Source organism: Pseudarthrobacter sp. LMD1-1-1.1, assembly GCF_040676255.1.
Lineage (GTDB): Bacteria > Actinomycetota > Actinomycetes > Actinomycetales > Micrococcaceae > Arthrobacter.
Genome location: NZ_JBEGHP010000001.1, coordinates 38,837 through 52,598, shown reverse-complemented (window position 1 = coordinate 52,598; position 13,762 = coordinate 38,837). Strand labels below are relative to the sequence as shown.

11 protein-coding genes are annotated in these 13,762 nt (G+C 66.9%); 7 read left to right on the top strand and 4 right to left on the bottom strand.

Annotated elements, in window-relative coordinates:
* The first annotated feature begins 269 nt into the window (after positions 1 to 269).
* Positions 270 to 2,006: a bifunctional 3'-5' exonuclease/DNA polymerase gene (locus MRBLMD1_RS00225; RefSeq protein ID WP_364396321.1), complete on the top strand. Its 1,737-nt coding sequence runs from the start codon at positions 270 to 272 to the stop codon at positions 2,004 to 2,006.
* Positions 2,007 to 2,166: 160 nt separating this feature from the next.
* Positions 2,167 to 2,355, top strand: coding sequence for a YegP family protein (locus MRBLMD1_RS00220; RefSeq protein WP_255173254.1), 189 nt, complete (start codon positions 2,167 to 2,169; stop codon positions 2,353 to 2,355).
* Between the two features lie 3 nt (positions 2,356 to 2,358).
* Here MRBLMD1_RS00220 and MRBLMD1_RS00215 read toward each other — a convergent pair whose 3' ends face one another.
* Genes MRBLMD1_RS00215 through MRBLMD1_RS00205 form a run of 3 tightly spaced genes read right to left on the bottom strand, consistent with a single transcriptional unit; the run spans position 2,359 to position 5,302 of the window.
* Entirely contained in the window at positions 2,359 to 3,036 is a 678-nt protein-coding gene (locus MRBLMD1_RS00215; RefSeq protein ID WP_159630722.1) for an NUDIX hydrolase, read from the bottom strand.
* Positions 3,033 to 3,827, bottom strand: coding sequence for an endonuclease III (gene nth / locus MRBLMD1_RS00210; RefSeq protein WP_275182157.1), 795 nt, complete (start codon positions 3,825 to 3,827; stop codon positions 3,033 to 3,035). Before nth ends, MRBLMD1_RS00215 begins: the two co-directional genes overlap by 4 nt.
* Positions 3,828 to 3,871: 44 nt before the next feature.
* Positions 3,872 to 5,302, bottom strand: a complete 1,431-nt coding sequence (locus MRBLMD1_RS00205) for a hypothetical protein (protein ID WP_364396317.1) — start codon at positions 5,300 to 5,302, stop codon at positions 3,872 to 3,874.
* 408 nt (positions 5,303 to 5,710) lie between these two features.
* On the opposite strand from MRBLMD1_RS00205, the gene acs reads away from it, so the two are divergent.
* Positions 5,711 to 7,732: an acetate--CoA ligase gene (gene acs, locus MRBLMD1_RS00200; protein ID WP_364396314.1), complete on the top strand. Its 2,022-nt coding sequence runs from the start codon at positions 5,711 to 5,713 to the stop codon at positions 7,730 to 7,732.
* Between the two features lie 95 nt (positions 7,733 to 7,827).
* Positions 7,828 to 8,589: a DeoR/GlpR family DNA-binding transcription regulator gene (locus tag MRBLMD1_RS00195; protein ID WP_275182139.1), complete on the top strand. Its 762-nt coding sequence runs from the start codon at positions 7,828 to 7,830 to the stop codon at positions 8,587 to 8,589.
* Between the two features lie 6 nt (positions 8,590 to 8,595).
* Here MRBLMD1_RS00195 and MRBLMD1_RS00190 read toward each other — a convergent pair whose 3' ends face one another.
* Positions 8,596 to 9,612, bottom strand: coding sequence for a LacI family DNA-binding transcriptional regulator (locus MRBLMD1_RS00190; protein WP_364396311.1), 1,017 nt, complete (start codon positions 9,610 to 9,612; stop codon positions 8,596 to 8,598).
* Between the two features lie 213 nt (positions 9,613 to 9,825).
* Between MRBLMD1_RS00190 and MRBLMD1_RS00185 the strand changes: the two genes are divergently transcribed.
* From MRBLMD1_RS00185 to MRBLMD1_RS00175, 3 genes are all read left to right on the top strand, one after another.
* Entirely contained in the window at positions 9,826 to 11,889 is a 2,064-nt protein-coding gene (locus MRBLMD1_RS00185) for a beta-galactosidase (protein WP_364396308.1), read from the top strand.
* Positions 11,876 to 12,811, top strand: a complete 936-nt coding sequence (locus tag MRBLMD1_RS00180) for a carbohydrate ABC transporter permease (RefSeq protein ID WP_414703650.1) — start codon at positions 11,876 to 11,878, stop codon at positions 12,809 to 12,811. The genes MRBLMD1_RS00185 and MRBLMD1_RS00180 overlap by 14 nt, the downstream gene beginning before the upstream one ends.
* 77 nt (positions 12,812 to 12,888) lie before the next feature.
* Entirely contained in the window at positions 12,889 to 13,722 is an 834-nt protein-coding gene (locus MRBLMD1_RS00175) for a carbohydrate ABC transporter permease (RefSeq protein WP_159635169.1), read from the top strand.
* Positions 13,723 to 13,762 lie beyond the last annotated feature (40 nt).

Below are 13,762 nucleotides of genomic sequence, written 5' to 3'. Positions count from 1 at the left end.
CCGCCCGGTGCTGAACCGCCCGGCGGTGAACCGTCCGGCAGCCAGGCGGCGCCGGACGCCGGGTTGTCCGGCAACGCAGCGCGGGAGGGTGATCTCCGGCCTGGTGGCCGCCGGAAGGAATCCGTGGCCTGCCCCGGCGCGGGGTGCGGTGCATTCAGTTGGTGCCTGCTCATGCAGCCACTCTGCCGCTGCAACCAAAGCCCGTTAAGGGGGCACCTCCCCTATGTGGACAAACAGGGCCACCACTCCCGGCAGGGCACAATGGGAACATGTACCTGCTGCTTGCCGCCCACCCCCGCGGTGCGGCACTGCAGGAACTGACACAGGCAGGCGACCACCAACCGGCCAACCCCGGGCCCCGGCTGGTGGCACCCGGCGAGCTTGCCGCCGTCGTCCGTGAACTGGAAGCCCGGCGCCCCGGCGGACAGCCGCCCCGGTGGATCTGGCACCGGACGCAGGACTGGTACCCCGCGCTGCTCGCCTCCGGTGTGGAGGTGGAGCGCTGCTACGACGTCACCCTCTGCGGCAACATCCTGGCCTTCTCGCAGTTCAGCGCCCATACCGATTACGCCAGGAATACCGACAGGGTCCCTGTGGAGGATCCCATGCTCCCGCCAAAGGCTCTGCTGCCGCCGCGTCCCCCAGCGGACCAGGGAGCGCTGTTCGACGATCCGGGTGCCGGACCGGCCCCGGGGTGGGGACTTGAGGACCTCCGCGCCGAATACGCGGCCCAGCAGGCCGCCCTGGCCGGCGTGGAGATGGAGGAAAACCGCCGACACCGCCTCCAGCTGCTGCTCGCGGCGGAGTCGGCAGCCGCCATGGTGGCTGCCGAGATGCAGCACGCGGGCGTTCCGTGGCGGGAGGACCTGCACGAACAGATCCTGGTTGACCACCTGGGGCCCCGCCCGCCCGCCGGACAGCGTCCGCAAAGACTCGAGGCGCTTGCTGCGGAACTGCGTACCCTGCTCAACTCCCCGGGGCTCAACCCCGACTCGCCGCAGGACCTGATGCGGGCCCTGCACCGCAACGGCATCGAGGTGAAGAGCACCCGGAAGTGGGAGCTCAGGGAGTCCAGCCACCCTGTCATCGAGCCGCTGCTGGAATACAAGAAGCTCTCCCGCCTCCACACGGCCAACGGCTGGTCATGGCTGGACGCCTGGGTGGACGGTGGCAGGTTCCGCCCCGAGTATGTGGTGGGTGGAGTGGTTTCCGGGCGCTGGGCGTCCCGGGGCGGTGGCGCACTGCAGATTCCGCGCCAGGTCCGCGGAGCGGTCCATGCAGACCCGGGCCACAAACTGATCGTGGCCGACGCCTCGCAGCTGGAACCGCGCGTCCTGGTGGCCCTCGCGCAGGACTCCTCCATGGCTGAGGCCGCCCGGGACCAGGACCTCTATGCCGGCATCGCCGCCAAGGGCTTCGGCGGGGACCGGGCCAAAGCGAAGATGGCGTTGCTGGGCGCGATGTACGGCGCCACCTCCGGCGAGGCCGGGCGGCTGATGCCGCAGTTGGCGCGCACCTATCCGCGCGCCGTCGACTTTGTGGAGCGTGCGGCGCGGGCGGGTGAAGCCGGCGGAACGGTGACCACGCGGCTGGGCCGCAGCAGCCCGCCGCCCTCGGAGCGGTGGTTCCTGAGCCAGCGCTCCACCACCGCCGAAGAGCAGCGGCGGGCAGAGTCCATAGCCCGGTCCCGGGGGCGTTTCACCCGGAACTTCGTGGTCCAGGGCTCCGCGGCGGACTGGGCGGCGTGCTGGCTCGCGGAATTACGACGGCGGCTGCGCACCCTTCGGACAGCGGGCACCGGGGGCAGCGGCGGGACGGTCCGGGCCGAGTTGGTCTTCTTCCTGCACGATGAGGTGATGGTGCATGCGCCCTCGGACAGGGTTGACGCCTGCATCGCCGCCATCGAGGAATCGGCCGTGGCGGCAAAGGAGCTGTTGTTCGGGCGGATCCCGGTGGAGTTCCCGGTGAGCCTCGCCGTCGTCGACTCCTACAACCTCGCCAAATAGCGGTCCTGGCGGGCGCCGGATACCTGCCCATGAGATGCAAGGTAACCTACCCGGCAGTAGCTCGACGGGCAGGGTGGCGGAGGTTACAGTCGGAGGCGGTGGCTGAAGCAGACCGGTCCACACGCTGATGCAACGACGCATACCAGGGAGGTCCCCGTCCATGGCGGGAAGATTTGAAATACACCGCACAGGCGACGAGTCGTACCGGCTGCGGCTCACCGACTCCGAGGGCAACACCGTTGCGGTTTCGCCAACCTTCAAGTCCCTGACCATGCTCCGCGACGGCATCAAGGCCATGCGCGAGAACGCCGCCACCGGCATCGTGGTGGATTTGCGCCGGCAGGCCTGAGGTTTAGACCCCGATCGGATGCAGCCGGTTCCGGTCCCACGGAACGGACCAGCCGAGCTGGTCGAAGAGGCCACTGAGCACAATGCCGGTGAAGCCCCACACCACCACCCCGTTCACCGTGAACGCGGGGCTGTCGAACGTCCGCCCTGCCCGGTGGACGGTGGCCATCACCCGGTTGTCCGGGTCCAGCAGGTCCCGCACCGGGACGCGGAACACCTGGGCGGATTCACCATAGTCCACCACCCGGACCGGTGAGGGTGCCTGCCACCACCCGAGCACCGGCGTCACCAGGAAGTTGCTGTGCGCCAACCCCAGCTCCTGGAGCGTGCCCAGCACTTCCACGCCGCTGGAATCCAGCCCGGTTTCCTCCTCGGCTTCCCGGAGCGCGGCCTCCACCGGGGTTTCGTCCCTGTCGATGCCGCCGCCGGGAAAGGCCACCTGGCCCGGATGGGAACCCAGGGTGTGGGCGCGTTCCAGGAGCAGGACGTCGAGGTCGGCCGGCGCAAGTGGCTTGCCGGACGCGGCCGGGACGTCGTCAAGAACGCCAAAGAGCATCAGCACCGCGGCCCTGCGGGCGCGTGCCGCGTCGACGGTCAGGGCCGCCCAGCGCGGATCAGGAGGGCCGGCCGTTCCGGTTTTGGCCCGCCGGACCAGCCCGGCGAGGTCTTCGCGGGCGCTCACGGGGTCCTCTTCTGGGAAGCCATCCGGATCTCTGCGGCCCGGTGCTGTTCTGCCAGGTACTGCTCCAGCAATGCCTCGCTGCCGGGGGCAAGTTCGTATTTGAGGAGCTTGGCCGCCTTGACGGGGTCGGTCTCGCCCAGACCGTAGCTGGGGCACCAGTTGGCCACCGGACAGGCGCCGCAGGCGGGTTTCCTGGCGTGGCAGACCCGGCGGCCATGGAAGATCACCCGGTGGGACAGCATGGTCCAGTCCCTGCGCTCGAACAGCTCCGCCACGTCCTGTTCAATCTGGACGGGATCCTCTGACTGGGTCCAGCCGAACCGCTTGGCCAGCCGGGCGAAGTGCGTGTCAACGGAGATGCCCGGAACGCCGAAGGCGTTGGCGAGCACCACATTGGCGGTTTTGCGGCCCACTCCGGGCAACGTGACCAGTTCCTCCATCCGCCCGGGCACCTCGCCGTCAAAGTCGTCCACCAGCCGCGTGCACAGTGCCTGGACGTTCTTCGCCTTGGCACGGAAGAACCCGGTGGGCTTGAGGATGGCCTCAAGCTCCGTGGGGTCCGCCTCCGCCAGGGCGCGGGCATTGGGCCACCGCGCGAACAGTACTTTGGTGACCTGGTTGACCGTCACGTCGGTGGTCTGGGCGGACAGGACGGTGGCCACGAGCAGTTCGAACGGATTGCGGAAATCCAGTTCCGCGTGGGCGTACGGGTATTTCTCGGCCAGGGCCTTGTGGATGCGCCGCGCCCTCCGCTTCAGCGCCAGGACGGATTCGGACGAGACCACGGGCATCCCTGCGGCCTGGCCGGTCTTGGTGCGGGCCCCGGCCACCGGCGTCAGCCGCGCTCGATGTTGCTGAGGTCGCGCAGCACGCCCAGCCGTCCATCGGTGTGCTGGACCAGGAATTCGTGGCCGCGGTCCTCAAGTGCCAGCACCCAGCCGCCGGGTTCAATCACGAACGCGGGGGCACCGGTGCGGGGGTCGAAGGCGGTGCGGTGCTGGGCAACGGCAAACCAAAAGGCCTCGTGGATCGGCTGCCCGTCCATCTCGTCGTGGCGGCTTGCCGGGTCCACCGTTGCCCCGATGGGCTGCTCGGCGCGGACCTGCTGGTGAACGGCGGTGGCAGCCGGCGGCTCCCACGCCGCCTGGGGGGCATGGGCTGCGGGGACATCCCCGTGCTGGGTCTCCTCCGCAACGGGAGCAGAAGCAGGGCGGACGACGTCGGCTGCCTGGGTGGGCGGGCCGGCGTTCACCGCGGGGGCAGGGCGGACGATGTCGGCTGCCTGGGTGGGCGGCCCGGCGTCCACTTCAGGGGTCCGTTCCGACGTTTCGGGGGCGGCCGCGGACGGCGACGACGCGGACGCGGCAGGCCCGTGGGCACCGGAAGCGGCGGCCGCGGCACCGGCTCCTGCAGCTGCAGCTCCGGCGGTTCCCGCGTTTGATGTCCCGGCGGCAGCCACCGGTACGGCAGCGGTAGCGGGCGGCTGCGCGGAACGGACGGGCTCAGGGCTGTGGCCGGCAGATCCCGGCTGGACAGCGGAGGAGCCGGCACCGGCACCCCCGAAGATGCCGGCGCCCTTGAAGCCGCCCTTGGACTGGTTGGCGCCGGTCTCCGGTTTGGCCGCTTTAGGGGCCCGCGGCTTCCGGGTCGGGACCGCGGCTTCGCGGGCCACGACATGCGCCGGCATCTCGGGCCGGTCCTTGAAGTCACCGGACAGATAGGGCACGAAACGGCCCAGCACCGTGGCAGTGAACAGGATCAGGGAGCCGATCAGGCCCACCAGCAGTGTGGTCCCGTATCCGGAGGCCACCGACAGGAAGAAGAAGGCGACGGCAAAGGAAGCCACCACGGAGGCGAACTGGTCGATGGAGAGCGAACCCACGCGGATCCGGGTTGCAGGGGCCAGCCGGCGGGCGGCGAACAGGGCACTGGCGAACAGCGGCAGGATGATGCCCAGCCCCAGGAAGAACAGGTTGTTCAGGTTCCACAGGTTGTACCGGGCACCAAAAAGGGGCAGCAGGGACGCGACAAACAGGATCAACGTCCCGGCGAAAACGGCCAGGTCCCGCACAGTGAACGGACCGAGGACGGCATGGTTGGCGTTGGGGTCGATCTTTCCGGAGGCAGCGTTGCGCCCTGCAGCCTGTCCCTTGGCGGCGCCGGCGGCGGCCGTCGGGTGACCTGGTCCCACAGCGGCGGATCCGGAGCCTCCGGGCCCCGGCTCGGTGTCCGGGGCCGTTCGCTGGCCGAAGCTCTGCTGGTTCATTCTGCTCTCCTTAGCGTGGCGGCACCGGGCCCGGTCCGGACCCGAAAACCGTGCCGTCTTGACATGCGGACCGGGCCCGTCCAGGCACTGTTTGCGCCTGGGCGGAGCGGTCCGAAATGAAGTCACAATTCCATCTCAGCCTAGTCAACAGCCTGGCAGATCACTAGCTGGAGCAGGCCTCCGTGGCCCTGGGAGGAGTAATGAAGACACCATTCACCGCTTAAAAAATGCCGCTCATGGCCGCATGTGTGACGGGGAGCACAGAGGGCGAGCGGCAAGCATTAGGCTAGGTTGCGGAACAGCTCTTTGCGGTACGCCCGCCCGGCTGGAGCCCAATGCCGTGCCACACGGAGGGCCCTGCCGTGCGGGTGTCCCGCGCGGCAAAGATCGATGAATGATGAGGTTCACATGTCCCAGGACACTCCCAGCTCCACGGCCACCGTTCCCTCCGCTTCCGCCCAGCCGGCAGGTCAGCAAGGCCACCAGGGCGATGCTTTTGCGAACCTGCTGCATGAGACCCGGGCCTTCCCGCCCTCCCCGGAATTCGCGGCCAACGCCGTTGTCACCGCCGCCGAGTACGGGGAAGCGGATGCCGACCGGCCGGCGTTCTGGGCAAAGAAGGCCCGGGAACTGCTGACCTGGAGCAAGGACTTCACCCAGGCGCTGGACTGGTCCAATCCGCCCTTCGCCAAGTGGTTTGTGGGCGGTGAACTCAACGCCGCCTACAACGCCCTCGACCGCCACGTCGAAGCCGGCAACGGTGACCGTGTGGCCATCTACTTCGAGGGCGAACCCGGCGACACGCGGACCTACACCTACGCGCAGCTGACCGAAGAGGTGAAAAAGGCGGCCAACGCCTTCGAGTCCCTGGGCGTGGCCAAGGGTGACCGCGTGGCCGTGTACCTGCCCATGATCCCGGAGGCCGTCATTACCCTGCTGGCCTGCGCCCGGATCGGCGCGGTCCACTCAGTGGTGTTCGGCGGTTTCTCCGCCGAAGCACTGCGTTCGCGGATTGACGACGCCGAGGCCAAGCTCGTTGTCACGGCGGACGGCACCTACCGGCGCGGCAAGCCCAGCCCGCTCAAGGCCGCCGTCGATGACGCCCTGGCCCACGACGGCCATACCGTGCAGAACGTGGTGGTGGTCAAGCGCAACGGCCAGGACGTGGACTGGAAGGAAGGCCGCGACCACTGGTGGGCTGACACCGTGGGCACGGCAACGGCCGAGCACACGGCGGTGGGCCACGATTCGGAACACCCGCTGTACATCCTCTACACCTCGGGCACCACGGGTAAGCCCAAAGGCATCCTGCACACCACCGGCGGCTACCTCACCCAAACGGCCTACACCCACAAGGCGGTCTTCGACCTCCACCCGGAAACGGACGTCTACTGGTGCACGGCCGACGTCGGCTGGGTCACCGGACACTCCTACGTCGCCTATGCGCCGCTCATCAACGGCGCCACCCAGGTGATGTACGAAGGCACCCCGGACTCCCCGCACCAGGGCCGCTGGTGGGAGATCGTGGAAAAGTACAAGGTCTCCATCCTCTACACCGCGCCCACCGCCATCCGGACCTTCATGAAGTGGGGTTCGGAGATCCCGGCGAAGTACGACCTCTCCTCGCTCCGCGTGCTGGGCTCAGTCGGTGAACCCATCAACCCCGAAGCCTGGATGTGGTACCGCAAGGTCATCGGCGGCGACAAGGCACCCATCGTCGATACCTGGTGGCAGACCGAGACCGGCGCGCAGATGATTGCCCCGCTCCCCGGAGTCACGGCCACCAAGCCCGGCTCGGCGCAGGTGCCGCTGCCCGGGATCGCCGTGGACGTTGTCGACGAAATGGGCCAGTCGGTCCCGAACGGGCACGGCGGCTTCCTGGTCATCCGGGAGCCCTGGCCGTCCATGCTGCGCGGGATCTGGGGTGATCCGGAGCGCTTCAAGGACACCTACTGGTCCCGGTTCGAGAACATGTACTTTGCAGGCGACGGTGCCAAGAGGGACGAAGACGGCGACATTTGGCTGCTGGGCCGGGTGGATGACGTCATGAACGTCTCGGGGCACCGGCTCTCCACCACCGAGATCGAGTCCGCCCTGGTGAGCCACCCGGCCGTGGCGGAGGCCGCCGTCGTCGGTGCCACGGACGAAACCACCGGCCAGGCCGTGGTGGCGTTCGTCATCCTCCGTGGCGACGCCGCCAACAACGGTGACGCCACCGTCCAGGAACTGCGCAACCACGTGGGCAAGGAAATCGGGCCGATCGCCAAGCCCAAGAACATCCTGGTGGTCCCGGAACTGCCCAAGACCCGGTCCGGCAAGATCATGCGCCGCCTCCTCAAGGACGTGGCGGAAGGCCGCGATCCGGGCGACGCCACCACCCTCTCGGACCCGACCATCATGCAGCAGATCGCAGCGTCGCTGCGGAAGTAGCGGTATCCGTTTGGCGACGGCGCTGCCCGGCCTGGGTGGCGCCGTCGCCGTATGCTGGGAGCAAACCTGTAATACCAATGAAGGAACCCGCTCACATGCTTGCAGCTGCCCGACACCAGGCCATTGTGGATGCTGTCCAGCGGGAGCGGGTGGTGCGGGTTTCAGACCTGGCCGCGCAGCTGGGTGTGTCGCTGATGACGGTGCGGCGGGACATTGAGCAGCTTGAAGAGGGCGGGAAACTGGAGCGCATCCACGGTGGGGCGAAACTTCCCGGTGATGCCAGTGCCCATGAGCCCGGCTTCGAGTTGAAATCCACACAGTTGACGGCGGAGAAGCGTGCCATTGCCGTGGCCGCTGCGGGGCTGGTGCAGGAAGGCATGGCAGTTGGCTTGAGCGCAGGCACCACCACGTGGGCGCTGGCCCGGGAATTAACCGGCGGCCCTCGCATCACCGTGGTGACCAATTCGATGCGGATTGCCGATCTTTTCCACCCCGGCGGGTCCACCGTGATCCTGATAGGCGGCGAACGCACGCCGTCGGACGCCCTGGTTGGCCCGATCGCCACCGGGGCCCTCAAGCAACTGCACCTGGACGTCCTGTTCCTGGGCGTCCACGGAATGGATGCAGACGCCGGGTTCACCACCCCAAACCTGCTCGAAGCCGAGACGGACCGTGCGTTCGTGGCAGCCGCACGGAAGACGGTGGTCCTTGCCGACCACACCAAGTGGGGCATGTTGGGCATCAGCTCCATCGCAGCACTCGATGACGTGGATGAGGTCATCAGTGATGCCGGGCTCAGCGCCGAGGCCCAGCGCGTCCTTGGCGAACGGGCCAAGCTGCGTGTAGTGGCCGCGTAAGCGCGGTCAGGCTGATCCGCGCCACATGATGGTGGTCTCGAGGACCCGCGGCGTGCCCGGCAGCCCCTGGAGCTGTGCCAGGACGAGTTCAGCGGCGGTGCTCCCCAGAAGGTCAGCCGGCTGGCGGACGGTGGACAGCTGGGGCCTGCAGCGAAGGGCCCAGCTGCTGTCGTCGAAACCTACAATTCCCACATCCTCCGGGACGCGCCGCCCGGCCTCCTGCAATGCCGTCATGGCTCCGGCGGCCACGGCATCCGAGGCCGCGAAAACTCCGTCCAGGTGGGGAGCGCGCCGGAGCAGTTCCTGCATGCCTTCCAACCCGGCAGCGTAGGTGTACAAGGGGTATTCCACCACCAGGTTGGGGTCAAATCGGTCGCCCATCGCGGCCCGGAAGCCGGCAAGCCGGTCCTTTCCTGAGTCGCGGTCCAAGGCACTGGCGATCATGCCCACCTGTTCCCGCCCTGTTTCCAGCAGCCTTTTGGTGATGCTCCGTGCGGCCTCAGCGTTGTCAATGGCGGCGTACGGCAGCGCGGGGGTCCCTTCCGGGTGGCCGACGAAGGCCGCAGGCAAGCCAATGTCCGCTATGGCTGCCGCAATGGGATCGGACGCGCGCGCTGAGATGATGACGGCCCCGTCGACCAGGCCGCCCCGCAGGTAATCCGCCACCCTGCGGCTGTCACGGTCGGAATCAATGATCAGCGAAACCAGTTGGTAGTCAGCCTTCGACAGCACCTCGTTGGCGCCCAGCAGGATGGAGCCAATATTGGGGTCTTCGAACAACAGCGAGTGGGGTTCGTGAATGATCAGCCCGATGGCCCGGGATTCCTGGGTGACCAGGTTGCGGGCTGCGTTGTTGCGGACGTATCCCACCCGGGCGATGGCTTCTTCGACGGCCTGTTTGGCCTCGTCGGAGACGTATTTTTCCCCGTTCATGACCCGTGAGACGGTCCCCCGGGAAAGCCCGGCGGCGTTCGCGACATCGTTGATGGTGGCGCGGCGGGCACGGGTGCGTGTCAGCGACATATTTGTACTGTAGCGGAGTCTGGACGGGGTACGTCCTCCCGCAGGCATTGACACGGCCCGGACCGCCGCCGTACTCTGGGAACGTTCCCAGATGACCTGCATCACTATTTGCGTCGCCGCTCTGGGAACGTTCACAGAGATCGTTGAGACAACAGCGTCCAAGAGCAGGGGCTTCCCCGTCTTGCACGTTTGCCGCAAGCCGAAGGAGCAGGGTTGAGCCCCACCAAAACGTCAGTTGCCGAGCTTTCCGGGAACGGACAGCTCGTTTACGGCTGCGACTACAACCCCGAGCAGTGGGATCCCGCCGTCTGGCAGGAAGACGTCCGGCTCATGAAAGAGGCGGGGGTCAACCTCGTTGCGGTCAACATTTTCGGCTGGGCCGAACTGGAGCCCTCCCCCGGGACCTACTCCTTTGAACGTCTCGACCAGGTGTTGGATTTGCTGCACGCCAATGGCATCGGGGCCAACCTCGGCACCGGGACCTCGTCCACCCCTGCGTGGCTGACAACCCTGCATCCGGAAATCCTCCCGGAGTCCGCAGCAGGAGTCCGGGCATGGCCGGGCGGCCGGCAGGCATGGTGCCCCAGTTCCCCGCGCTACCGGGAGTATGCCCTCCGGCTGGTGGACGAAGTAGCACGACGGTACGGCACGCACCCTGGAGTACGGCTGTGGCATGTTTCAAACGAACTGGGATGCCACAACGCCCTGTGCTACTGCGACGTCTCCGCCGCTGCGTTCCGCACCTGGCTGACTGCGCGCTACGGCACCCTGGATGCCCTCAACAGCGCCTGGGGCACCGCCTTCTGGTCCCAGCGCTACTCCGCCTGGGAGCAAATCCTGCCCCCGCGAATCACGGTCTCCACCAACAACCCCACCCAGCTGCTCGACTTCCACCGCTTCAGCTCCGACGAACTGCTGGGCTACTACCAGGCGGAGGCGGACGTGCTGGGGAAGCACAGCAGCATCCCGGTCACCACCAACTTCATGGTCGCCGCGCACATCCGCAACCAGGACTACTGGGCGTGGGCGCCCCACATGGACATCATCGCCAACGACCACTACCTGGACCACCGGCTCGAGGACCCCACGGTGGAGCTGGCCTTCGCCGCAGACGCCACCCGCGGACTTGCCCAGGGCGAGCCCTGGCTGCTGATGGAACATTCCACCTCTGCCGTGAACTGGCAGCCCCGCAACATTGCCAAGGCCCCGGGCCAGATGCTCCGCAACTCACTCACCCACCTGGCGCGCGGGGCGGACGGACTCTGCTTCTTCCAGTGGCGGGCCTCCGTCCAGGGCAGCGAAAAATTCCACTCGGCCATGCTCCCCCACGCCGGAACAGACTCGCGGGTCTGGCGGGAAGTCAAAGAGCTCGGCCACATCCTCGAAAAGCTCGCCGGGGTGGGCGGCACCACGGTGAAGGCCGAAGCTGCACTGGTTTTCAGCTGGGAAGCGTGGTGGGCCTACGACCAGGAGTCACACCCTTCCTCGGACGTACGGTACTTGGACCAGGTGCACTCCCTCTACAAAGCGCTCTGGGACAACGGCATCACGGTGGACATCGTGGCCCCCGGCTCTGACCTCTCCGGCTACAAGCTGGCACTGGTTCCCGGACTCTACCTCGTCCGTGAACAGGAATCCGCGGCCCTGACAGACTTTGTCAGCAACGGAGGCCACGCCGTGGTTACCTACTTCAGCGGCATTGTCGACGAAAACGACACAGTACTGACCGGCGGCTACCCGGGCGCGTTCCGGGACCTCCTCGGCGTCCGCTCGGAGGAATTCCTGCCCATGCCGCCCGGACAGCTCCTGCCGCTGGATACCGGAGCCACGGCCGCCCTGTGGGCCGAGGCCCTGCGCCTGGAGGGCGCGGAGGCAAAAGCGTCCTTCACTGAGGGCCACCTCACCGGCACCCCGGCGGTGACCCGCAACCGGTACGGCGCCGGGAACGCCTGGTACATCGGCACAGTGCTCGATCCCCAAGCCCTCCGCGATGTTGTGGCCGGAGCCGCCGCCGAAGCCGGTGTCGCTGTGCAGGTAACCGCGGCAGGGCTGGAAGTCATTGCCAGGTCAGACGCGGAGCACACGTACACCTTCCTTATCAACCACTCGGACGATGAGCACAAATACCCTGCACACGGATACGAACTGATCGCGGGGGAAGAAGTCTCCACCGCCGTCGTCATTCCTGCCGGCACCGTGCGCGTCGTCCGCAGCTTCAGCTCAGCACCCCCAACCACTGGCCGCATCACCGGCCTTAAGGATGATGAAAGTGACTAGACACCAAACTGCTCCGGCAATGGCCGCGGGGGCACCGCCAGCCCGGAAACCCAGGACGTCGGCCGCCCAGCGCCGCGCCGTCCTCCTGTTCGTTGCGCCGTTCGGGCTGCTCTTCCTGGCCTTCTATGCGGTGCCGATCGTCTTCGCTGTGGTCCAATCCCTCCTCACCGTGGAACGCAAGGGCACCTTCGGACCTCCGCAACAGGTCTTCGGCGGACTCGTCCAGTACCAGCAGGTGTTCCAGAACACCGAATTCTGGGAATCCGTGGGCCGCGTTCTGCTCTTCGGAGTGGTCCAGGTGCCGATCATGCTCGGTCTTGCCCTCCTGTTTGCCTTGCTGCTCGATTCGCCCCTCCTGAAGGGTAAGAAGTTCTTCCGGCTGGCATTTTTCGCCCCCTACGCAGTACCGGGCGTTATCGCCGCGATCATGTGGGGCTTCCTCTACTCCCCGTCGCTTTCCCCCTTCGGCGCCGTTACGTCACAGGTAAACTTCCTCTCCGCGGACCTGGTTCTCTGGGCCATCGCAAACATCGTGACCTGGGTCTACGTCGGCTACAACATGCTGATCATCTACTCGTCGCTGCTGGCCATCCCCACGGAGATCTACGAGGCAGCAAAACTGGACGGCGCCAGCAACCTGCAGATCGCCTGGTGGATCAAGATACCGCTCGTGGTTCCGGCCATCATCCTTACCGGAGTGTTTTCCATCATCGGGACCCTCCAGCTCCTTGCCGAGCCGCAGACCCTTCGCAGCTTCAGTTCCGCCATCAGCAGCACGTTCACTCCGAACCTGGCCGTCTACACAACGGCGTCGGTGCCGAACTACAGCCTGGCAGCAGCGTTCTCCGTGGTGCTGGCGCTGGCCACATTCGTTCTTTCCTTCGTCTTCCTCAAGGCGACCCAGCGGAAGGTTTCCCAGTGAGCGCAGCAACAGCCGTGACCACAACCAAGAAGACGTCCCCCGTATCCGGCAGCCCCCGGGGCCCGCGGCACAGCATCATGTCACGCGGTGCGGCGATGCTCATCATGGGTGTCTTCACGCTCTACTTCCTGACCCCCATCTGGTGGCTGCTGGTCTCCTCCTCCAAAACGGGAGGGGACATCACCGGCACGGCGCCGCTCTGGTTCACCGCGGACTCCATCCCCACGTTCTTTGCCAACCTTGGCAACCTCTTCACCTACAGCGACGGTGTCTTTGGCCGGTGGCTTCTGAACAGTGCGCTCTACGCCGGCCTCGGCGCCCTGCTGGGCACCGTCATCGCCGCCATGTGCGGCTATGCCTTGGCCAAGTACGAATTCCGCGGCCGGGAGGCCATCTTCAACGTCGTACTCAGCGGCGTCCTGGTCCCCGCCACAGCCCTGGCCCTCCCCCTGTTCCTGATCTTCAGCCAGGTGAAACTGACCAACACCCTCTGGGCCGTCTTCCTGCCCAGCCTCGTCAGCCCGTTCGGCGTCTACCTCGCGCGGATCTATGCCGCTGCAAGTGTTCCCACGGAACTGCTGGAGGCTGCGCGCCTCGATGGTTCCTCGGAAGCCAGGACGTTCTTTACCGTGTCCACCCGCCTGATGGCTCCCGCCCTGGTCACCATCTTCCTGTTCCAGTTCGTCGCCATCTGGAACAACTTCTTCCTGCCCCTGATCATGCTGCGGGACCAGGCCCTGTTCCCGGTCACGCTGGGACTGTACGCATGGAACAGCCAAATCAGCCAGATTCCGGAGCTGCGGGTCCTGGTCATCGTCGGCGCCCTGGTGTCGATCCTTCCGCTCATCGCGACGTTCCTGGCGCTGCAGCGCTTCTGGAGCAGCGGCCTGGGCGCCGGCAGCGTCAAATAACCCCCTGCAGATTCCCCCCATTACACGTCCCGCGGCGCCC